Here is a 24,099-nt window from a genome sequence, read left to right as displayed (position 1 = left end):
ATATGGAGAAATTAAAATATGAGTGGTTTAATGACAGTGGAGCCTTGGGGTGGAGTAAATGAGTATGGAAGAAACTGCTTTTATATAAAATGTGGTGATAAAAGAATTTTGCTAGATTGTGGTATACATAAAGGTACAAAAAAACTTCCAGATTTAAAAAAAGAAAAAGTACAATTATTAGATTACGTATTTTTAAGTCATAGCCATATAGATCATTATGGAGCAATTCATGAACTGTATAATTTAGGATATAAAAATAAAGTGTTCATGACTAAAGATACTAAAAAACAAGTAAAAGATTACTTAGAAAATAATAAAAGCATACAAACAGAAATTATAGAAGAAGTATGTGAACCATTAGTATGGCATAAATTTGATGATTACATGTCAATATTATGGGGAAGAAATGGTCATGTGCAAGGTGCACTTTGGATAGCTATAAAGCTTGGAAAAGAAATATTGTTTTATTCTGGTGATTTTAATAAAGAAGCACAGCTTCTGCCACATGATAATCCTGTTGAAGCTTTAAGAGGGAGCATTATTAATAAAGGAATAATAGATATTGGAAGTGGCTGTTTAAATGAAACTTATTTTGATATTCTAGAAAGAGTGAAAATAGATATAAAAGATACTTTGATAAAAAAGGGAAATATATTATTCTTGTCACACATATATGGAAAAGGAACGGAGATGTTCATATTACTACTTAAAGAACTAAGAAATGTAAAGTTTGTAGTTACAAAAGAGTTCTTTAAAGGCGTAGATGAGCTAGTAAAAATATCACCTAATATAGATATTAAAGAGTTTGAAAGCCTTAAAAGGAATGTAGAAATAATAGATGAATCATTTGATGTAAAAAATCTTAAAGATAATAGTAAAGTTTATTTTTGCGAAAATGTAACTGTTCAAATGGAATTAGAATATGATCTTCTTAATGAAATGCAGCTATATAAAGAAAATATGATTGTATTTACAAGTAAGCAGCCTAAAAATAGTATAGGAATACATTTGATAAACAATAAAGAAAATTTCAATGCCAATATTAAATATATAAATATAAAGGCTCATCAATCAAAGAAAGAAGCAGCAAATATGGCACAGGATATGGGAATTAAGGAGTGTATATATTTTCATTATGATAGGAAATAAAAAGATATTTTAATTATTAGATTTTGAATGATAAATTTTGCAAGAACCACTTGGTAAAATTTCAGAATAAAATTTTACCAAGTGGTTTTATAAAGAAATTGGTTTAATACCTTGATTAGAGAAGGATTAAGCTTATTTATTTTTTATAAAGATAAATATAACAGTTACTTGGTAAATTTTTGTTAATGTGCTATTATTTCTAGTATAGAAGGATTTTTTGATTTTAAGAATGGCTAATTTTCGTTGTATTAAGATTAAGATTAACATGAGATGTATTTAAATGAAGATACAAAGCAAGCTCTAAAAAATTTGTAATTAAAAATTACATGAACTTTTAAACATTAACACAATACAATAAGGATTTGTGTTAATGTTTTTTAAAATTTAAATTATAATAAATAATTTTGGAAAATAATAATTGTTTTTCATATATTTACAATAAAGCGATAAAAGGGTAAAATTGTAAGTGGGAGGTGTAAAATGAAGGTATATGAGATAAAATTAAAGGTATTTATATTGAAAGATGTATTAATAAATGAAATGCAGTCAATCATAAGTGACTTTATAGATACATCTTTGGCGAAAGATGATGAATTATTAAAGATGCATAATGAAAATAAATTTAAAGGATATTGTTTTGACGGATTTTATCCAATAGAAAAAGAAAAAGTGTATAAAAATGGTAATATATATACTTTAACATTAAGAACCATAAATAGAAATATAGGAGAATTCTTTAATAATAAGTTAGTAAATGAGTATAACAGTTACATTAAAGGGTTGACGAGTGAAATTAGAATATTACCTAAAAAGCACATTGATAAAATTTACTCCTTAACTCCAGTAATATTAAAAAATAATGAAGGGTATTGGAAAAATGTAATTTCACTTAAAGATTTTGAACGAAGATTAAAAGAAAATCTTATAAAAAAATATAACAGCACACAGAAAGAGAAAATAGATGAAGATTTTGAATTTTATACGACATTAGAATTTAAAAACAAAAGACCTATACCTAATGAGTATAAAGGAATAAAGCTCTTAGGAGATAAAATTTCATTAAATATCTGTGAAAATAAAATGGCACAAGATTTAGCTTATATGTGTTTAGGAACAGGATTATTAGAAATGAATGCACGAGGTTATGGATTCTGTAACTATCGATGGCTTTAAGGAGGTAGATTTTATTGCTTAAGGAATGTATTGAAGTATTTAAAAGTGATTTAGAGAATAACAGAAAAAGAATAATTCATGGATATGTTCCAGCAGATGGAACTTATGTAATCGTATCTCCTAAAGGAGAGTCATTTGAGATTAAAGATTATTTTGATATAAAAATAGATAAAAAGGAAAAGAAGCTTATTTGGATAACTAATGCAAATTTCCGTAATATATGTGAATTTGATTACAACAGTAAGCTTATAGATATGAACAAACCAATTGATGGTAAGAAAATAATACACAGCAATAATTATTTATCTTTTTTCATAAAGAAAGAAAGTTTAGAAAATGGAAAGTTAACACAAGAAATAATAGATAATTATTATGCAACATTGGAAGATCCAATTAAAAAGTATGAAAAGAATAAAAGGGCAGTTACACTATATAAGTCAGTTGAAGATGAAATAGGTAAAGTAGATACAGAAACAATAAAAAAAATTAGAACTTGGATTAAAGAAAATATTTTTAATCTTAATATAGAAATAAGCGGAAAAGATTATTTAAAGATATTTTTTGAATATCCAATAGGTGATTATATCAATGAAGGAAAAAGATATTTAATTCCTAACATATACAATAATAATGATTGCAATATTGAATTAAGTGAGAAAATATATGGACTTCCTAATAATAATATGGGACTTAATGCTAAAAAACCTTATTTAGAAAATAAAACAAGAAAAAATACATCTCCATATTTAATTGATGCTGAAGAAGTTCAATTGCAAAAAGAATTTTTTGATTACCTTATAAATGAAGCTTCTATTGGTAGAGTCAATGTATTTATAGATACAGAGAAGAAAAAAATGGATATAAAAGAAAACAGTGAATTACCGGAAGATAATTTTAGTGGGTTATTTTTGCGAATAAAAAAAGGTAAAGAAGTCGAAATACATGATTTTGATACTATTACAGCATATAAAAGCAATTTAAAAAAGAATTTAAATGTGAAGAATATTTTGAATTTAGATTTAGAAAAGAATTCTTATCAAAAGTATCCTATATTAAAAAATAAAAGGGATGTTCAGAGTATATTAGATGAAGTGTTTTTTAGCAAGTATCTTATTAATAATTATTTTACAGATTCAGGTGATATGTCAATTAAGGATAGTGTATTAAAAAATAATATATTAATTTCAAGATATGCTATTTTTAACTGGATATATAAAGGAATTGAAAAAGGTTCAGGAAATGGTATTGCAGCTGTACTTGATAAAGTTTCGTTAAATATAATTAAAAATTCAATAAACAATGGATTTATATCAAAGGCAGCATATCAGTTTAACTTAAGATGGTCACTAAAAGAGTATTTTGAAGGAGGAGATAATATGGCAGATATAATTCAAGATATAAAATCAGCTTTGAGAGGCAAGATTAATAATAAGGATACGGATAAAATAGATAATGATAAAGAATATTACTTTGCAATAGGTCAGCTTGTAAGCTATTTGTTGTCAAAAAGTAAAGGAAAGAAAAAGCCACATTCATTGGCAAACCAATTTGTTAATTCAAAAAATAATGAAGATATTAAAGAGAAACTTAGAAAATTATATGTAAAGTATAGTTATGATCCAGATATTAATGGAAAAAGATTCAACAATTTATATGCAATGATAGTTGGTTATGTATCAGAAGGTAAAGTTGATAATGACTTGATGATAGCAGGATATTTAAATAGCAATTTAATTTATGAGAAAAATGAGGGGGAAAATTAGTATGGATAAAAGAGTGTATGGAGTATTAGGAATTTCATCTATTATGGCAAACTGGAATGCGGATTTTACAGGATATCCAAAGACAACATCTGATGGAACTACATTTGGAAGTGATAAAGCTTTAAAGTATCCAATGAAGAAAATGTGGGAGAATGAAGGAGAAAAAGTATTATATATAAAATCAATGAAACTTTCAGAAGGAAAAAAGGGAGAAGTTCAGTTAGTTCCAAGAGCTTTAAAGGAAAGATATGAACAAATATTTGACGTTAAAAATTTAAAAGATTGTAAAGATGCAAAAGAAGTATTAACTAATCTTTTTAATGCAATAGATGTTAAAAACTTTGGAGCTACATTTGCTGAAGAAGGAACTAACATTTCTATAACAGGTGCAGTTCAAATTGGACAAGGGTTTAATAAATATGAAGATACAAATCCAGAAGAACAACAGATTCTTTCACCATTTAGAGATGGTTCAAAAGATAATGCAAAACCTGATTCAGAAGAAGCTAAAAACTCTACTTTAGGAACAAAAATAGTAAGTAATGAAGCACATTACTTTTATCCATTTACAATAAATCCAGCAGCGTATAAAGAATTTAAAGAATTAGGTGTTACTGACGGATATACAGAAGAAGACTACATGAAATTTAAAAAAGCAGCTTTAGCTTCAGCAACTTCCTTTGCAACTAATTCTAAAATTGGCTGCGAAAATGAATTTGCTTTATTTGTAGAAACAGAAAAAGATCTATATCTTCCAAATCTTTCTGAATATATTGAATTCAGTAAAGATGAAGAGAAAAATACAATAAAAATAAAGTGTGATAAGCTAATTAAAGATGTATTAGATAAAGTTATAGCAGTAGAAATATATTTTAACCCATATAAAATTAATATTGAATCTAATATAAAAGGAGCAAAAATGTTTAATATATTTACACAAGCAGAGGTGTAAGCTATGAAGATTTTAAAATTTACTTTGAGTGGGAAAAGTGCTTTTTTTAAAAAGCCTGATGTAAATTCAAATTTATATTTTACCTATGGAAATGTTCATAAGATAGCATTAACAGGTATTTTTGGTGCAATACTAGGCTATGGTGGATATAATTCAATGAATATAAAAAGAATATTTAATAAAAAAAGCACTGAAAAAGATAAAGGAGAATTTCCAGAGTTTTATGAAAAGCTTAGGAACCTAAAAATATCAATAACTCCAAATGGTGAAAAAGGATTTATATCTAAAAAGGTTCAAGTTTTCAATAATTCTGTTGGATATGCATCAAAAGAACAAGGTGGAAATCTTATTGTTAAAGAACAATGGCTTGAAAATCCTTCATGGGATATTTATTTAATTATGGATAATGAAGAAAGTGAAAAGATTGCAAAGTCTATAGTTGAACATAAGTGTGTATATACTCCGTATTTAGGAAAGAATGATCATATAGCAGATATAGGTAGTATTGAAATTTTTAAAGAAGAACAAATTAAGATATTAAATGAAACAGAAAAATTAGATTGCTTATATTTAAAGAATGACTTTAGATTAAATATTGAGGAAGATGACTTTGATGATTTTTCTGATGATGATATTGAAGAAAAGTTTAAATATGAAGAAAAACTACCTTATGAGTTGGAGAAAAATACAAATATGTATATTGTGAAAAGTTTTGTGTATACAAATATTAATATAAAAAAATGTACTGATACAGAAATATATAATGTAAATGAAAAGAATATTGTGTTTTACTGATTTTCATTAAATAAGCTATTATACAAAATTCATATACAGAGAAAGAATATTTTATTAATTAGGAGGGGAAACCCTCCTTAAATTTTAAGTATAAGGGGAGGTTTGAAATGTATTTTGAAAAGAATATATGTATAAATGTAAATGAGATTATAAGTGATAAACATAAATTTTATGCACATTTAAAAGAAGATAGTAATTTTAATGAAATTATAAGAAAAGAAACTTTAAAAGAGCATACAGATTTATGTGTAAAGTATTTTTATAAAGTATTTAATAATAAAAACCTAGAAAATATATTTTTGAACTTTGAAAATAATTTTTTTGATAGTATGAGTAATAATGGGAAAAAGGTCTTTAGAAAATTATTAATCAATACTATAGCATTTCATGATATAGGTAAAATAAATCCTAGATTTCAAAACATTAAAATGAAAAATCCACTAGGTGAAAACATAAAAGCTTTTTCATGTATAGATTCTGAACATTCAATATTATCAGCAGTATTATATATTGATTATTTTATAGATGACATATTAAATTTATCCAAAGAAGATGGAAAATTAATATTACTAACTATTATGATGTTTAATGCATATGCAATATGCAGACATCATAGTGATTTAGGGGATTTTCATGAGTTTTTATATAAATTTAATGAAGATGAAAAATGTATGGATATTATTGATATTTTTAAAGATGAGTATGTTGATATCTATAAAAAAGGATTTTCCTTAAGTAAAAATAGAATTGCCAAAGTATGTAAGTATATTAAAAATAAATATTCTGCTGAAGCAGAGAATGAAAAATCAATATATTTATATACATATGAAAGACTTATATACTCATTACTTGTAACAAGTGATTTTTACGCTACAGGTGAATTTATGAATAAAACTGTTATAGATGCATTTGGAGAAATTTCAGATATAAGTGAGTTTTATGAAATTTACAAGAATACAGATGTTTATAAAAAAATAAGGGAATATGAAGATAGTAAATATGGAAAGAACAAGGATTTAATCAAGGAAGAAGATATTAATGTTTTAAGAACTGAGATGTTTTTAGATGCTGAAGGAGAACTTTTAAGAAATATTGAAGAAAATATATTTTTTCTAGAAGCTCCAACTGGCAGTGGAAAGTCTAATACAGCATTTAATTTGAGTTTTAAATTATTTGAAGGAGATAAAAATCTAAAAAAGATATATTACGTATATCCTTTTAACACTTTGGTAGAGCAGAATTTAAATATTTTAAATAAGACATTTGAAAATAATAAAACTGTAGCAGATAAGATTGCAGTAATAAATTCTATTTATCCAATAAAAGAAGATAAAAAATATATAGAATATGATAGTAAAGAAAATATAAATAACGGTAAAAATGAAAAAGACTATGGCCATGAGTATTATGAAAGAGCTTTATTAAATAGGCAGTTTTTAAATTATCCAGTAATTTTAACTACTCATGTAAGTTTATTTAATATTATGTTTGGAGATAAAAAAGAAGATACTTTTTCATTTCATCAGCTTGCTAATAGTGTGATCGTTCTTGATGAAATACAAAGCTATAAAAATACTATATGGACAGAGATAATTTCATTTTTAAAGGGATTTGCAAAGATCTTAAATATCAAGGTAATTATTATGTCAGCAACTTTGCCAGATTTAAATATGCTTGCAGTTAATAAAAGTAATGTGTGCAATTTAATAAAGAATAGAGAAAAATATTTCAGTAATCTAAAATTTAAAGATAGGGTTATTGTTAATTATGATTTGATATATTCAGAAGCACCATTTGAATCATTATATGAGCATGTTTTAAAGAACTCTAAAAGAAATAAGAAAATATTAATTGAATTTATAAAGAAACAGAGCGCATATGATTTCTTTAAAAGACTCAATGAAGATGATTTAAATATTAATATACTTCTCATGACTGGTGATGATAATTCAATTGAAAGAAATAAAATTATTAATGCAATATCAAGTAAAGAGTGTGAGGAAAATGGTGTTATTTTAATTGCAACCCAGGTTATTGAAGCTGGTGTTGATATAGATATGGATATAGGGTATAAAGATATTTCAAAACTTGATAGTGATGAACAGTTTATGGGGAGAATAAACAGGTCATGTAAGAAAAGTGGAGAAGTATATTTCTTTAATTTAGACAGAGTAGATAAAATATATAAAGATGATTTCAGAGTAAATAAAGAATTTAGTCTTTTAGATAATGAAATGAGAAAAATCCTAAAAAATAAGAATTTTTATGAGTATTATGATAAAGTTTTAAAGTTGCTTAAAGAATCTAATAGTGCATTAAATGATGGAAATATAGAGAAGTTTTTTAAGGAAAATGTATGGATGCTTAATTTTAATAAAATTTCAGAGCGAATGAAACTTATAGAAGATGATAACTGGAGCATGTCTGTATATTTAGCAAGAAATATACATGAGAGTGAAGTAAATTTAGATGGTGAAAAAATTTGGAATGATTATAAATGGTTATTACAGGATAATAAAATGAATTTTTCAGAGAAACAGGTGAAATTATCAAATGTAAGAAGTAAGATGAACTATTTTATTTATGAAATAAGTAAAAATATGGACTTGCCATACAATGATAAGATTGGAGAGCTTTATTATATAGAAAATGGTGAAAAATATTTTGAAAATGGGAAACTAGATAAAGAAAAATTCAAGAATGAAGTTGGAATGTTTATAGATGTATAGAAACTTGTGGATAAGTTGTTTAATAAATTTATAAAGTTAGAAGAGGTTGAATTTCAAAGTATGAAAATAAATGAAAAGTTAATATGAGAGGAGAAATTATGAGAGTAAATGGTACATTAATAAATTATTATTTTCATTGCAAAAGACATGTTATCTTCATGGAAATAGATTAAACTTAGAAGATAATAGTGAAATTGTTAAGATTGGAAAAGCGATTCATGAAGATAAAGCGGCTAAAAGTAATAATTCAGAAATTGAAATTGATAACATAAAACTAGATAAGTTAACAGCCGAATATCTTACAGAAATAAAAAAATCAGATGCAGATATGGAAGCAGGAAAATGGCAACTTTTATATTACCTAAAGATTTTAAAAAGCAAAGGCATCGTAAGAAAAGGTAAACTTGAATGCATTGAAAAGAATAAATCTGATAAAAAGGTGACTTATGTTGATTTAGATGAAGAAAGTGAAAAAGAGCTTGATAAATATGTAGAAGAAATAGAAAAATTAATTTTAAAGAATGAAATTCCAGAGGTATTAAATAAACCTACCTGTAAAAAATGTGCATATTATGAATTCTGCTATATATAAAAGAAGGGGATGAAAATATGGGAAGTACAAGATATATATCATCAATGGGGAATTAACAAGGAAAGATAATTCACTTTGTTTTAGAAAAGATGGAAAAAACGTCTATATACCAATTGAAAACACAAAAGAAATATATTGTTTAAATGAGATAAGTATTAATACTAAGTTGTTAGATTTCTTATCTCAAAATAATGTTGTTGTTCACTTTTTTAATTATTTTGAAGGTTATAGTGGAACATTTTATCCAAAGGCTCAGTATAATAGTGGAAAACTTATTGTAAAACAGGTAGAAAAGTATACTACAACTAGAATGGTAATAGCAAAAGCTATAGTTAAGGGGATAGGAATAAACATAAGAGAAGTCTTGTATCATTATTATAAACATGATAAGAAAGAAGTTAAAGGAACTTTAGACTGGATTAAGGAGGAATTTTTTGAAAGAGTAGATTTATCAAAAGATGTTAAAGAGCTAATGGCAGCAGAGGGAGAAGTATGGCAAAGATTTTATGGAGAGTTTAAAAACTTTTTGCCGGAAGACTTTATAATGAATAAGAGAGTAAAAAGACCACCAGATAATCCTATAAATGCACTTATTTCTTTTGGAAATACACTTTTATATACAAAAACCATTTCAGCTATTTATAGAACCCATCTTGATCAGAGGATAAGCTTTTTGCATGAACCCTCAGAAGGCAGATTTTCATTAAGTCTTGATATAAGTGAAGTCTTTAAGCCAGTAATAGTTTATAGAACAATATTTGATTTAGTTAATAATAAAAAACTAAAGGTGGATAAGCATTTTGACAAGAAAGTGAATTATTGTTTATTGAATGAAGAAGGAAGAAATATTTTTATTTCAGCATTTGAAGAAAGACTTGAAAGTGTTTTTAATCATCCAAAATTAAAAAGAAAAGTCAGCTATAGAACAGCAATAAAACTTGATTGCTATAAATTAATAAAATACATAATGGAAGATAAAGAATTTATTCCCTTCAGTTTAAAGGAGGGGATGTAGTGGGAAAAGTAACTAATTATAACTATGCATTTGTGTTTTATGATGTTAATGAAAAAAGAGTTCAAAGAGTGTTTAAGGTCTGCAAAAAATATTTATCACATTTTCAAAAATCAGTCTTTAGAGGAGAAATGTCACCGTCAAAATTAATTAGATTCAAAACAGAATTAAATAAAGTAATAGATAAAAATGAAGATTTTGTTTGTATAATAAAGCTTATGAATGATAATGTATTTGGTGAAGAAGTACTTGGATGTTCAGCCAATAATACAGGAGAAGATTTAATAATATAAATTTACCAGGTAGAAATTTCAGCTATCTTTGTTAAAGCTAGAAATGATAGGATATTTGATAGTTTTAACATATTTTTATCAGAAAAACTTCATTCCTTGGTAAATTTTTTGTGATGTGGTATTATTACTAGTATAGAGGAATTTTTGAAGTTTAAGAATGCCTAAATCGCGTTGGATTAAGATTAACATGAGATGTATTTAAATAAGTTTGTAATTAAATTTTCTAAGCTTTTAGAACAAGATTAAGATTAACATGAGATGTATTTAAATAATGGAAACAATTTGAGATGGGTATAAAACATCCATGATTAAGATTAACATGAGATGTATTTAAATCCATATAATTTCTTTGCCATACTCAATATTGTTTCTGATTAAGATTAACATGAGATGTATTTAAATAATATACATGCAAGAATGCACAAAGAATATAACCCCTGATTAAGATTAACATGAGATGTATTTAAATAGTGTAGCGATTACAAGAGAAATGGCTATAGAATGGGATTAAGATTAACATAAATAATCCATTAGATCTGATATTTTTATCAGAACAAAAGATTAAAATTAACATTAGATGAAATTATAAAGTATGAAAAATGGTAATAAATAAGCAGAGATAAAGAGCATAATATTCTTGATAAAATCAAATTTTAAACCTATTAACAGAAAGGAAAAACTGGCCATGCTAAATAAAATTGCGTTGATTGTTATAGATATGCAGAAGGATTATATTGGAGAAGAAAGCAGACATAATTACTATCCTAATACACTTATAGATAAGGTTAATGAAAGAATTGCCATAGCAAATAATAATGGACAAATGATTATATATGTTAAGAACAAGGGGAAGCGAAAAAAGGAAATATATATATCTGATTTTGTGAAAGGATTATCTATTGCTTCAAACTTTATTATAGAAAAAGGCAAAGCAAGTATGTTTGATGATGATATTTTCTTTGAATTGTTAAAAAATAAAGATATATGCAAAATAGAGACAATAGGAATTGATGGAAATTGTTGCGTTGCTTCTTCTGCCTTAGATGCAATGAAATTAGGCTTTTCAGTTATTTTTCCTTTAGAGTATATTGGTATTAAGGATAAGCAGCGTTTTATAAAAACAAAAGAAAAATTAATCAAAGCTAATGTTGAGATAGTGGAATAGAAATAAACAAAAGCGTTTATCAAAACATGTTATAATATTTATAAATTATGGGGGATTGGGGAGGAGTAAGATGATTACTAACATAGAAAAAACCAAATATGGTTTAGAGGGAAAGGTGAATTTTGAGTTATTTAATAAAACAATTGATGTTTTAATGGATGAGGAAATTGATTTAGACTATGCAAATCTTTGTGCTAAGGCTTTAAATAATTTGGATGAAAAAACTATAGATAATTTATGTCAATATTCTATAAATTATTGTATAGATTTTTGTAATGAAGTTGGAGATGAAGAGGCACCAGATTTTAATTCAGTAAGGGATGTTTTAGATTATATAAATCCAAGTTTATTAATTATTAATGTTCCTAAGGAAAAGGATAAGATAGTTATTCATTTAGAATTAAATTGTGAATGGGAAATAGAACATGGATTAGAATGGACAATAAATAATGGAGAGATTCTTTATGTTGGAGCATTTGAATCTGAAGATGGCTGGAGTGATATTTCTTATTATAAAGATTTAAATTGGAACTATGTGTTTAATGAAACTTACTGTGTTTTAAAGAATATACCATGTATAGATATACTTAAAAAGAGCTTAATAGCTATGTCTGCATTAGATATTATCCTTAATGAAGAAGAATGGTTAAGGACATATAATTATAATCCTAACTGGGATAATAAAGCTTCACTTGGTGAAATTGATAATGGAGGTGGAGATAATATGCATATATTATTTTCAGAGGATGGATGCATAATTAAAGGCTTTGATCATGAATCTGAATTATCACCTCATGCGCAGGAGGAATTTAAAGTTTGGAAAGGTATATATGAAGATGTTCCAAAGAATTTACTAGAATTGCTTGAAGATGAAGCTATTGAAAAGGAAGATGTTACTTTTTGTATTTGGAGAGAAAGTGAGGCCTATGAATGGAAAAAAGGAAAGGTTGAAATTCCAAAAGGCTATGATGATGGTTCTTCCTACATGCTTGGAAGAATTTATAATGATGCAGAAGAGTATTTAGAATGGGCAAAAGATTATTATGATGATTTAGAAGATAATATTCCTGTTGAATTAATTGAAGATATTTTTAATTTTAAGCCCATGACAAAAGAAATAATTAAAGGTATTAATAAGGATAGAGAATGTGAAGAAATTTTTGATCAATTAAAGGAAATTGGATATCCAGTAGAATAGAGTTAATATAAGTTTTGCAAATTAGAAGGTTTAAATAGTAATTTAAACACTCTAATTTGCTTTTATTTTTGGGAAAAAGAGAGAATGCAAATATTTTGTATTAATTTGATAGAAAAAACTTTTGGAAAAATCCTGTATTTTTCTCTTCTCAGCCATATATATTATATGAGAAGTATTTTTATAACAATAATATTTTAAGGAGTGAAGTGAAAATGAAAGAAATAAAAAATATCAAAGTAAGAAGTGATATGTATTATGATACTAAATTTAAAATTATTGATACTAAACCATTAAGAGATTCAATTCATTATGTATGGATGAGACTCTTAACTTTGGCTGGATTTGTAAATAGAGATGGTGAGTTATATCTGTCAAGAAACATACCTTATGATATAGAGACATTATCAATTGAATTTAATAGAGATTCAGAAGTTATTAAGATGGCATTAGAAGTATTAATAGAGCTTGAAATGATTGAAGTTGATGAACATAATGTGTATAAAGTAAAAAACTTTATGAAGCATCAAAATATAAAATCTAGAGCAAAAAATATAGAAGAATCAAAAGATAAAGGAGATGAAGAAAAAATTAAAGAAGAAACTTTAAGTATAGAAAATACTAAAAGTAATCATACCTTAGAATCAGATAATGTATCAAGTAATTCAATTGAATTACATGAAATAGAGGTGAAAAAAGATGAATTAGAAGGTAAGATGGTTGAGACAAATAAAGCTGTTAAATCTTATAATAGTGAAGAAAAAGATAATAATCATAATCTAGAGATTGTATCGGAAAAATCTAAGGATAAGGATGTATTATTAGAAGATTTCAAAATAGAAGGTTTCGAACTGGCAAAAGATATTGTATTAAAAAATATTGTGGATGATAGTAAGGCAGGAATACATGGGAATAAGAAAAAGAATAGTACTGGAGCCAATAAACAAAATAAAAGAAATGGTCCTAAAAATATATCTAATTCAAATAGTAAAAAGGGGTACGAGATTAGTAATACTGAAAAAGATAATGATAAATATTTAGTTGTCTTTAGTGATGAATATGAAATTAAAGAAGGTGAGAAGATAAGAGAGTCATGGAAATTTTGATTTAATTATAATTTAATGATAAAGTTATAATAGGCATGGAAAATATATGAAAATTAAGGGGTGATTCACTGTGAATGTTTCAACTCACAGAATAGCTATTCCTTCTATCTTAGAAGTTGGCAAAGGAAATATTAATAATGTAGGTGCATTAATTAAAAAGAGTATGTTCAAAAAGGTTTCAATATGTTTTGGCGATGGGATAAAAGAACTTTTTGGAGAAACAATAGAAAAATCATTAAGGGAAGAAGATATTGAGATAGCAAACATAGAAACTATTTTTAATATAAATTTTGATGAGATAAGTACAAAAGCTTTTGAACTTCCAAATGATGTTGATGCGTTAATTGGAGTTGGTGGAGGAAAAGCTATAGATGCAGTAAAATACATGAGCTTTTTAAAAAAAATGCCCTTTATCAGCATACCAACTTCAACTTCTAATGATGGTTTTGCAAGTTCAGGAGCATCGCTTTTACTTAATGGAAGACGTATGTCACTGCCAGCTAAAACACCTTATGGAATAATTGTTGATATTGATGTGATTAAGGGAGCGCCTGAAAAATTTATTTATTCTGGTATTGGAGATTTAGTATCAAACATTACTGCTTTATATGACTGGAAGTTTGAAGAGGAAAATGGAAAAACAATTATTGATGATTTTGCAACTATGATTTCAAAAAAAGCCGTAAATAGCTTTGTAAGAACAGAATTTAAAGGTATTAAAGATGATTTATTCTTAAAAGAATTAGTTGATTCTTTAACGTTAAATGGTATTTCTATGGAGATAGCAGGAGACAGTTCTCCAGCTTCAGGAGCTGAACATTTAATATCTCATGCTTTAGATAAATTTCTTGAAAAACCAGAACTTCATGGCGTACAGGTTGGAATTGCAACTTATATTATGGCTAAAGTTCAGAATCACAGATCAGAAAGAATAACAAAGATATTAAAAGAAACTGGCTTTTTGGATTATGTTAAAACCTTAAAAATGAAAAAGGTAGATTTTAAAAAGGCAATAGATATGGCACCTTCAATAAAACCTAATAGATATACATATATTCATATCAATAAAAATCAAGATATTGCAAAAAATATTGTTGATACAGATGAAATTTTAAATTATATACTAATATAAGTAATTTAGATTTATCAGATGTTATCAATTTATAATAGTGAATAATACTAGAATTTATATAGCGTTGTTTTTAAGTTTTTATATAAAGATACTTTTAAAACAATGCTATTTTTATTTTTTATAAAAGCGTTTACATAAATAAGTTAAAAGTTATATAATTATATTATAAATTAAGAAAAGTGGGGATTTTAATTATGATGAAAATATTAATTTGCTGTTTAGGTGGCTTTTCATCTAGTGCTATGACGAAGAAGGTTAAAAATGAAATAGAAGAAAAAGAGCTTCAGGATAAAATATCTGTAGAATTTGGACCATTTGCAAGTTCATATAAAATTATGAACAATTATGATGTAGTAATGGTTTGCCCTCATATAAAATACGAACTTCCAATGTTCATGAAAAGTCATAAGGATATTGATGTTCCAATTTATATATTCCCACCTAAGATGTATGGGAATATGAAGGCAGAGGATATTTATGAAGATGCTTTAGATATAATTGAAGGATATAAAGAGACCAAAATGAATCCTTGGAATTTTCCAGGAGAAGATAATATTATGGTTGTACAAAGGTGTTGTAGTTATAGAAAATTCATAAAATAAGATAGATATATTTATTGACCATGAAGGTTTTATACCTACATGGTTATTTTTTATGTAGAATTTTGTTGTACGAAAGTTTGAATAAAGTTTAAAGATTTTCCGAAATCTTCCCTTTTAAAGCATATATTCATTATAGAAAATTAATTAATGCTAATGGAAGTTTAGGAGGAAATAGTAATGAAAGAAAGAAGAATTGTAAAAATTAAAACAAACATGCATGAGGATACAAAATTTAAAATAATAGATACTATGGAAGAAAGAGATCTTATTCATTATGCATGGATTAGAATTATAACACTTGCGGGCAAGGTAAATAGAGAAGGCGAGCTTTATATGTCAAGTAATATTCCATATACAGTGAAGACATTAGCCTTAGAGTTTAATAGAAGTACAGAAAAGATAAAATTAGCTTTAGATGTCTTTGTTGAATTAGAAATGGTCGAAGTAAATGAAGAGAGCGTATATGTAGTTGAAAATTTTGTTAAGCATCAAAATATAAAGACAAAGCAAAAGGATACAGAGGTTAAACAAGATACTAAAAATAGAAATAAATCTGAAATTTTAAATTTAGATAATGATACAAGCAATAATGAAGATATAAGTATAGAAAATGAAATTGACAATATTAACATAAATAGTATTAGCAAATCTATAAATGGATTAGATGATAAAAATAATAGAAATATAGAAAACAATAATACAATTTTAAAGAAGCTTTATATTGAGGAAAATAAAAAGCATAATTTAAGTAATGATATTATAAAGAAAGAAAATAATAAGAAATGCACTGAAAAGAAAAAATCTCCACATAAAAGTAAAAGTTCATCATTAAATATGGAGGAGGAAGATGATGATAAATATTTAGTTAAATTTTATGATAAAGAACCAGAACTTGCTGAAGGAGAGTGGGTAATACAGTCTTGGAATTTTTCATAAGGCATTTTTTGAAGCTAGCTTATTAATAATAAAGAAAGATGTCAATATAAGATTACGTTATATAAACATCTTCCATTAAAATTTATTAAAAAAGATATAATGATTTGTTTGATGAGTTAGATTCATATTCAGATGGATCTATCAAAGTAGCATTTTCTTTAACATAATTTATAATATCAGAATTATTACTTCTATTTGAAACTAAGAAATAAGTAATTTTACCGTCAGAGATATATTTTTTTAGTTTATCTAAGGTAAGTGATTTATCAGAACCAGAAAAACCACCATAAGCATAAGCAGGAAGTCCAGTATTAATTATGAATGAATCAACATCAGAAGTACTTTGTGAAGTGACTAAAAAACTTCCTTCCTTATAATTTTTTACAAGGTAATCTTGTAATGAATTATTAGAAGAACTATTTTTTTTATTTGAGTTATCTGAAGCAAGCTCAGGTCCAGCATATGGTTTTACAAAGTTTGAAGGAACATATTTAACAGGGGTTAATGCCCAGTATAATGGACATACAATTAAAGCTGACATTAAAAATAGTGCTCCAAAAAATATGCAATATTTATTTGAATTAAGGTAATTTATACAAATGGGAATTAAGGCTATTAATGATAATGCTAAACAAAAAAGAAATAATATTTCTGTTAATATTGAATAATTGTCAATATATCTAAGCTGAATCATATTTGTACAAAAGAAAGCTAAAGGTAGCAAGAATGACTTTAAGGAATTATTAAGTTTAAAGTCATTAAGCATTTTTACAAATCCGATTCCAAATAAGGCACTAATGCTAGGCGCAAACATACAAAGGTAATATCTATGAAAATATCCAGCAAAGCTGAAGAATATAAACATTGTAAAGAAATTTAAAATCCAAAATGTTAACGTGGAATTTTCAATGGATAAATCATTTTTCCTAAATTTTTTAATAAATGAAAGCATAGTAAATATGCAGAAAATAATTAGCCATGAAATCTGCCCATAAAGTTCATTTGACCAAAGTCTTAAAATGGATGGAGTACTGATGCTATCACGTCCACCACTAGAATTTTTATTAGAAGAATTCACCTCTAAAGAATTTGGAGGAGCATTATTAGGCTGAGGATTAATGCTGTTATTAGTGCTTATGTTATTATTACTGTTAGCAAGATTATGTTTATCTTTGGGAGCATGTCCACCAGAATTAAAATTTGGATTATTGTCATCTGAGTTGATATTTTTATTATTAGGCTTAGATGAATTAATTTTAGTGCTTGTTCCAGAAATTCTTTCAACACCATTATGATCTATAATAAGCTCCATAACACTATTAGAAGTGGAACTTCCAACGTAAGGTCTATTTTCAGATGGATATAAATCTACCAATATAGCCCACGAAAAAGAAATACAAAGCATTATTATGGAGGCAATTATTCCATTGAAAAGCTTTTTCATAAATCTTCCTTTAGCAAATATTAAATAAGTTATGCAAAGTGCAGGTATATACATATAAGCTTGTAACATTTTTATATTAAATCCAAGTCCAATAAAAATACCTGCAATATATAAATATTTAGGTGAGTCTTTTTCAATGGACTTAAATAAAAAATAAATAGATATTAATAGTACAAAAACAAGCTGCATATCTACTGTATTGTTTCTAGATGCCACAACAACAGCAGGTGTAATTGAAAATACAAATGCAGATATAAGACCAGAGATTTTGCCAAAGTGTTTTGAAACAAGAATATACATCATCAAACATGAAGCTGTACTTGCTAAAGCTTGAGGCAATAACATAGCAAATCCATTATAGCCAAAAATCAATACAGATAATGTTTGAATCCAGAAACCTAAAGGGGGTTTATCTATGGACAACATGCCAGCAGGGTCAAATGATACAAAAAAGAAATTTTTGAAGTTCTCACTCATGCTTTTTATTGCAGCAGCATAATATTCATTTCCATATCCATATTGCGAAATATTAAATAAATTAAAGAATAAAGAGACTAGCATAATTAAAAATAATAGAACAATATGGTAGTTTTCTTTTAGTGAATTTATAATTTGTTGCTTGGATAGAAATTTTTTATTAAATAAAGTCATATGAAACATACCTCCATCTGGTTAGTTATTCCAATTATAGATTTATATTCTTAATATAAGCTGAACAGTAAGACTAAAAAAATAAAAATATAAACAATTTAAAAGATAAAATGAAAGTAGTGAAGGGAAATATTGGATGGTTTAAAACATGATAAATAAGATCAGTTATCTTTAAGTCTTCTCAAAAATCATAGAAATATATTTATCTAACATTTTAAGAGCGCTTTAGAAATAGAGGTTCTTTTTTAATTTAATTGCAAAACACATGTTCATTTAGGATATAATGAATATAAAGAATAGTTATATATATTTTTTATTTTAATAGCTTAAGAAAAATCTAATTAAGAAAGTATTGAGGAGGAATACCTTTGAGACTATTACATACTGGGGATTGGCATTTAGGTAAGAACTTAGAAGGCCAAAGTAGAATGGATGAACAGGAACAATTTTTAAATGATTTTGTAAAGATCGTTGAAGAGAATAATATAGATTTAATAATAATAGCAGGAGATGTTTATGATACTGCTAACCCACCAGCAAGAGCAGAAAGAATGTTTTATGATACATTAAAGAAGGTATCTAGAAATGGGGAAAGACTTACACTAGTTATTGCAGGAAATCATGATAATCCAGAAAGGTTAGTTGCAGCAGGACCTTTAGCTAGAGAGCATGGAATAATTATGTGCGGAACTCCAAAAACAATAGTAGAAACTGGAGAGTATGGAAAGCATAAAGTTGTAAATTCTGGTGAAGGTTTTATTGAAATAGAAGTAAATAATGAAAAAGCTGTTATATTAACAGTTCCTTATCCAAGTGAGAAGAGATTGAATGAAGTCATATATGATTTTATGTCTGATGAAGAGGAAAAAGCAAAATCATATGGAGAAAGGATTGCAGCTCTTTTTGATACATTAAAGAATAACTACAGAGATGACACAATAAACCTTATGGTATCTCATATTTTTGCTATGGGAAGTGAAGAGTCTGGATCTGAAAGAAGTATACAACTTGGCGGAAGCTATATTGTTGATGGAAGCTGCTTCCCCAAAGAAGCTCAATATATAGCTCTTGGTCATGTTCATAAGCCACAAATAGTTCCCGGAACAAATAAGAAAGCAAGATATTGTGGATCGCCACTTCATTATAATAAGAAAGAAATAAGCTTTAAGAAAAAATGTTTTATAGTAGATGTTAAGCCTAAAGAAGAATGCAAAATAGAAGAAGTAGAATTTAAGGTTTATAAGCCAATAGAAATATGGAGATGCAAAGGCATTGAAGAGGCAATAAGCAAATGTGAAGAAAATAAAGACAGAGACTGTTGGGTGTATTTAGAAGTTGAAACTGACAGATATATAAAAGAAGATGAAATAAAATCAATGAAAGATTTAAAGAAAGATATTCTTGAAATCACACCTAAAGTAAAAGGTATTGAGGATGAAGAAAGTGAATTTGTAAATGTTAATGAGAAATCTTTTGAAGAAATCTTTACGGAGTTTTATAAGAAAGAAAGAGATGTTGAACCCGATGATGAATTGTTAAAATTACTATTATCTATAATGGGAGAGGAGGAAGAAGCTGATGAGACCAATTAAGCTTATGATTGAAGGATTAAATAGTTTTATAGAAAAACAGACAATTGATTTTGAGGATCTTACAAGTGAAGGTTTCTTTGGGATTTTTGGACCGACTGGTAGTGGTAAATCAAGTATACTTGATGGAATAACTTTGGCTCTGTATGGAAACATAGCAAGAAAAAGTTCTAATTATATAAATATAAATTGCGATAGATTAAATGTTAATTTTGAATTTCAAATTTGTAGTTCAGAGGTAAAAAGATATATTGTAGACAGAGAATTTAGAAGAAAGAAAGATGGAAGTATTTTATCAGGAAAATGCAAGCTTATTGATTGTGAAAATGATGAGATTTTAGCTGATAGCGTGAAGGGAATAAATAAAGCCATTGAGTCAATTATTGGGCTTAATTTAGAAGACTTTACAAGGACAGTAGTACTGCCACAAGGTAAATTTAGTGACTTCTTAAAACTTGAAGGAAAAGATCGTAGAGAAATGCTTGAAAGGTTATTTAACCTTCAAAAGTATGGGGATAATTTATCTAATAAGCTGTCAAGGGAAATAACAAGACAGAGAAGTGAATCAAATATATTAAATGGTCAGCTTATGGGGTATGAAGATATAACTGATGAAAATATAAATGCAAAGAAGGAAGCTTTAAATGAGATTAATAATAACTTAGTATCATTAAAAGATGAAAATGAAAAGCTAGATAAAAAGTTTAAAGAATGCGAAAATCTTTGGAATTTACAAATTGAGTTAAATGAGTATTCAGAAAAGAGACTTAAGTTAAAGGAAAAAGAAGATAAGTATAATGAACTTAAATCTATAATAAAGCTTGGAGAAGCAAGTAATAGAGTATTACCTTATTTGAAAGCATATGAAAATACAATAGCAGCTTTTAAGGAAAATAAAACTCAGCTTACTTTATTAAGTAGTAAACTTCAAAATATAAAAATTGAAAAAGAAGAAATAGATAAAACTTATGATTTAGCTAAGGAAAAGAAAGATAATGATCTTCCTAAATTGTTAGTAAATGAGAAGATGGTTAGTGATGCAATAAGTGAAGAAGAAGCACTTAAGAGTATTGAAGCAAAAATATCTTTATTATTAAATGAGAAGAAAGCACTACATATAAAAATTGAAGAAGATAGTAAGAAGCTTCTAGAACTAGAAGAAGAAATAAAAAGATATTCAGCTGAATGTGAAAATAATCAAAGTGAGTATGACAAGTTAAAAATAGATGAAGAATTTAAAGTTAAAGTACAAAAAGGGATTTTAGATGAGCAGAGATTGTCCTCCATAAAAGATGCACTTATTAAGGATAAAGAAAAAAAAGAGAATATAGAAAAGGATAATCTTGTAGTTTTAGAAGAAGGAAAAAAACTTAGAAGTATATTAGAAGAAAAGAAAAAAATATTAAATGAATATAATGAAAAGATTAAATCTTTAGATGAAAATTGCCCTGGTGATCAAAATGCATTACTAGGTCTTAGAGATCTTATAAATGTAGCAAAAGAAAGAACTAATAATTTAAATAAATTAAACGAAGAAAATAAAGCATGTGAAAATGAAATAAAAAAACTAGACAGTGAAAAGGAAGATAAAAAGAAAGAATTAGAAGCTTTTGAAAAAGAATTAGATAAATTTAAAGATGAGCTTAATGAAGCGATAAAAGAAAATTTAGCACATACTTTAAGAGTAGATTTAATTGAAGGTGATACTTGTCCAGTATGTGGTTCAACGCATCATGTTAAAGAAAATATAAAAAATGATGAATTAAAAGATGTAACAGTAATAGAAGAAAAGATTAAAGCGAAAGAAAAAGAAATAAAATTAATTTCAGAAGCCATTATAAAATATGAAAGCAGAATCTTATTACTAAATGAAAAAAATAATAAGAATAAAGAAGAAATCATTAAAATAGAGGAGTTTTTAAAAGAAGCTTCATTAGAAGAGCTTCAAAAAAGATTTAGTAAATTAGAAAAAGATTTAGATGTTTATAAGAAAGAAAAGGAAAGTACTGAAAAAGCATTAAACAATATAAAAAATGAAATAACAGAAGAAGACGGAAAAATTAATAGCAAAAGAGAAGTATATGCTAATAATGTAAAACAGCTTAATTTATTAAATAAAGAAATTACTGATAAAGAGGAAGAATTTAATATTTATGAAAATATTTTATCTAAATTAAAAGAAGATACAAGTGTAGAAGATTTTAAGAAAAAGAATGAGGAAATAACACAAATTGAATTAAAAAGAAATTCACTTGAAAAAGTATTAAAAGAAAAAAGAAATCAGTTAGATAAACTAAAAAAATTAAAAGAAAATAAAAATGCTGAGTTATCTATAAGCAAAGAAAGTGCTGCTAAAATAGATACTAATTTAAATTCATATGAAGAAAGTAAAAAGGAAAAGATTCAATCTATAAAAAATAAAGTTGGTGAAGAAAAAGAGTTAAAAAAACTATTAATAACTATTAAAAAGAGCATCATAGATATAAGTGAGCTATATAAGAAAACAGAAGAAAGAAAAAATGAAATAGAAAAAGAATATAAAGATATAAATGAAAAGCTTATTTCAGCGCAAAGTAAGGATAATGATTTAACAGTAAGGAAAAATGAAGATGAAATAAGTTTAAGCAAGGCCATAAAAGATGAAGGGTTTGAAAGCTCAGAGGATGTTAAAAAGAATTTGATTAAAGAGGAATTATTAAGTTCATATAAGGAAAATGTGAATTTATATAATGAAAACTTATCTAAAATAGATGGTGCTATAGAAAGTTTATTAAAGAAAATAGATGGCAGAGAAATAAGCAAAGAAGAATATGAAAGCATAAAATTACTAAAGGTTCAGGAATATGAAAGATATTCTAAATTAAATGAAGAAAAAATTAAATGTGATGAAGAGTTAAAAGTTTTAGAAACTAAGATGAATGAACAAAAAGAACTTTTAAGTAAGAGAAAAGAATTAGATCACAAAATATCATTGTTATCAGATTTAGATAAATTATTTAAAGGCAAAAAGTTCGTAGAGTTTGTTGCTGCATATCAATTAAAATATGTAACAATTGAAGCCTCAAAGAGATTAAAAGAAATAACTCATGGAAACTTTGGAATTGAAGTTGATGAAAATGGAAGATTTATAATGAGAGATTATAAAAATGGAGGAGCGGAACGTGATGCTTCAACATTATCAGGGGGAGAAACATTCCTTGCATCTTTATCATTAGCTTTAGCTTTATCAGCACAAATTCAATTAAAAGGAACAGCGCCGCTTGAATTATTCTTCTTAGATGAAGGCTTTGGTACATTAGATGAAGATTTACTTGAAGTTGTAATGAGTTCTCTTGAAAGAATTCATAATGACAGGCTTAAAGTTGGTATAATAAGCCATGTCGAAAGTATAAAAAACAGAGTTCCTGTAAAACTTGTTATTACTCCAGCAGAATGTGGTGTTGGGGGAAGTAAGGTTAGAATTGAGAGAAGTTAGTAATCATGCCCTATTTATAATAAAAAATTGTTTATTATAAATAGGGCATATTTTTATTTATGACACGTTAAACAGTACCATAAGTAAATGCCAACTTTACTAAAATTGGAGAATATAATTTAGAGAAATGTTTCTATTATTAAAATTAATTTTCTATAAATATCTAGATAAGTATAGTGCGGATAATGTAATGCTTGAAAGATTTAAAAGGTATTCATGTAGATTTGACAGTGAAGTTGTCTATAGACAGCAAAAGAAAAGATCATACAAGATATTTTTGGACACAATATTCAGAGTTTATAAAATAGTGTCCAAAAAAATAATAAAAACTACATGATGAATTTAG

Annotated in this window: 16 protein-coding genes, 2 pseudogenes and 1 CRISPR repeat array; of the genes and pseudogenes, 17 read left to right on the top strand and 1 reads right to left on the bottom strand. The window is 26.2% G+C overall.

What is annotated here, in order from left to right; all coding sequences use genetic code 11:
* Positions 1-18 precede the first annotated feature (18 nt).
* From CNEONATNEC86_RS15855 to CNEONATNEC86_RS15785, 15 genes and pseudogenes are all read left to right on the top strand, one after another.
* A complete protein-coding gene (locus CNEONATNEC86_RS15855; RefSeq protein ID WP_159136368.1) occupies positions 19-1,149 on the top strand; it encodes an MBL fold metallo-hydrolase in 1,131 nt (376 codons plus the stop codon).
* A gap of 480 nt (positions 1,150-1,629) precedes the next feature.
* A complete protein-coding gene (gene cas6, locus CNEONATNEC86_RS15850; protein ID WP_159136367.1) occupies positions 1,630-2,322 on the top strand; it encodes a CRISPR-associated endoribonuclease Cas6 in 693 nt (230 codons plus the stop codon).
* A 14-nt stretch (positions 2,323-2,336) separates the two neighbouring features.
* On the top strand, positions 2,337-4,085 hold the full coding sequence (locus CNEONATNEC86_RS15845) for a type I-B CRISPR-associated protein Cas8b/Csh1 (protein ID WP_159136366.1): 1,749 nt from the start codon (positions 2,337-2,339) through the stop codon (positions 4,083-4,085).
* A gap of 1 nt (position 4,086) precedes the next feature.
* Positions 4,087-5,037, top strand: a complete 951-nt coding sequence (locus CNEONATNEC86_RS15840; protein ID WP_159116672.1) for a type I CRISPR-associated protein Cas7 — start codon at positions 4,087-4,089, stop codon at positions 5,035-5,037.
* A gap of 3 nt (positions 5,038-5,040) precedes the next feature.
* Positions 5,041-5,832 carry a type I-B CRISPR-associated protein Cas5b gene (cas5b, locus tag CNEONATNEC86_RS15835; protein WP_058296141.1) on the top strand — a complete coding sequence of 264 codons (792 nt, stop codon included), beginning with the start codon at positions 5,041-5,043 and terminating at the stop codon, positions 5,830-5,832.
* Positions 5,833-5,939: 107 nt separating this feature from the next.
* A complete protein-coding gene (gene cas3 / locus CNEONATNEC86_RS15830; protein ID WP_159136365.1) occupies positions 5,940-8,561 on the top strand; it encodes a CRISPR-associated helicase Cas3' in 2,622 nt (873 codons plus the stop codon).
* Between the two features lie 98 nt (positions 8,562-8,659).
* Positions 8,660-9,153 (top strand): annotated as a pseudogene (gene cas4, locus CNEONATNEC86_RS15825) (CRISPR-associated protein Cas4).
* 17 nt (positions 9,154-9,170) lie between these two features.
* Positions 9,171-10,168, top strand: a pseudogene (gene cas1b, locus CNEONATNEC86_RS15820) (type I-B CRISPR-associated endonuclease Cas1b).
* On the top strand, positions 10,168-10,458 hold the full coding sequence (cas2, locus tag CNEONATNEC86_RS15815; protein WP_058296137.1) for a CRISPR-associated endonuclease Cas2: 291 nt from the start codon (positions 10,168-10,170) through the stop codon (positions 10,456-10,458). The pseudogene cas1b and the gene cas2 overlap by 1 nt, the downstream one beginning before the upstream one ends.
* Before the next feature lie 174 nt (positions 10,459-10,632).
* Positions 10,633-10,927: a CRISPR direct-repeat array (repeat unit 30 nt; unit sequence GATTAAGATTAACATGAGATGTATTTAAAT).
* A 216-nt stretch (positions 10,928-11,143) separates the two neighbouring features.
* Positions 11,144-11,623, top strand: a complete 480-nt coding sequence (locus tag CNEONATNEC86_RS15810) for a cysteine hydrolase family protein (RefSeq protein ID WP_159116666.1) — start codon at positions 11,144-11,146, stop codon at positions 11,621-11,623.
* A 70-nt stretch (positions 11,624-11,693) separates the two neighbouring features.
* Positions 11,694-12,821 (top strand): DUF6985 domain-containing protein, encoded by a 1,128-nt coding sequence (locus CNEONATNEC86_RS21630; protein ID WP_243123007.1) that lies wholly within the window; start codon positions 11,694-11,696, stop codon positions 12,819-12,821.
* Between the two features lie 212 nt (positions 12,822-13,033).
* A complete protein-coding gene (locus tag CNEONATNEC86_RS15800) occupies positions 13,034-13,924 on the top strand; it encodes a phage replisome organizer N-terminal domain-containing protein (RefSeq protein WP_159136364.1) in 891 nt (296 codons plus the stop codon).
* 70 nt (positions 13,925-13,994) lie between these two features.
* Positions 13,995-15,056: an iron-containing alcohol dehydrogenase family protein gene (locus tag CNEONATNEC86_RS15795; protein WP_159136363.1), complete on the top strand. Its 1,062-nt coding sequence runs from the start codon at positions 13,995-13,997 to the stop codon at positions 15,054-15,056.
* Positions 15,057-15,250: 194 nt separating this feature from the next.
* Entirely contained in the window at positions 15,251-15,658 is a 408-nt protein-coding gene (locus tag CNEONATNEC86_RS15790; RefSeq protein WP_159136362.1) for a PTS sugar transporter subunit IIB, read from the top strand.
* A 177-nt stretch (positions 15,659-15,835) separates the two neighbouring features.
* Complete coding sequence (locus CNEONATNEC86_RS15785; protein WP_159136361.1) at positions 15,836-16,594, top strand: phage replisome organizer N-terminal domain-containing protein; 759 nt, start codon at positions 15,836-15,838, stop codon at positions 16,592-16,594.
* Between the two features lie 85 nt (positions 16,595-16,679).
* On the opposite strand, the gene CNEONATNEC86_RS15780 is transcribed toward CNEONATNEC86_RS15785, so the two are convergent.
* Positions 16,680-18,689 carry an ArnT family glycosyltransferase gene (locus CNEONATNEC86_RS15780; protein ID WP_159136360.1) on the bottom strand — a complete coding sequence of 670 codons (2,010 nt, stop codon included), beginning with the start codon at positions 18,687-18,689 and terminating at the stop codon, positions 16,680-16,682.
* A gap of 368 nt (positions 18,690-19,057) precedes the next feature.
* On the opposite strand from CNEONATNEC86_RS15780, the gene CNEONATNEC86_RS15775 reads away from it, so the two are divergent.
* Together CNEONATNEC86_RS15775 and CNEONATNEC86_RS15770 are read left to right on the top strand one after the other, a co-directional pair.
* Positions 19,058-20,281, top strand: a complete 1,224-nt coding sequence (locus tag CNEONATNEC86_RS15775) for an exonuclease SbcCD subunit D (RefSeq protein WP_058296131.1) — start codon at positions 19,058-19,060, stop codon at positions 20,279-20,281.
* Entirely contained in the window at positions 20,268-23,753 is a 3,486-nt protein-coding gene (locus tag CNEONATNEC86_RS15770; protein ID WP_159136359.1) for an SbcC/MukB-like Walker B domain-containing protein, read from the top strand. The genes CNEONATNEC86_RS15775 and CNEONATNEC86_RS15770 overlap by 14 nt, the downstream gene beginning before the upstream one ends.
* The last annotated feature ends 346 nt before the right edge of the window (positions 23,754-24,099 follow it).

Source organism: Clostridium neonatale (genome assembly GCF_900465025.1).
GTDB lineage: Bacteria > Bacillota > Clostridia > Clostridiales > Clostridiaceae > Clostridium > Clostridium neonatale.
The sequence above is the reverse complement of the archived record's forward strand: the minus strand, read 5'-3'. Positions and strand labels throughout refer to the sequence as shown.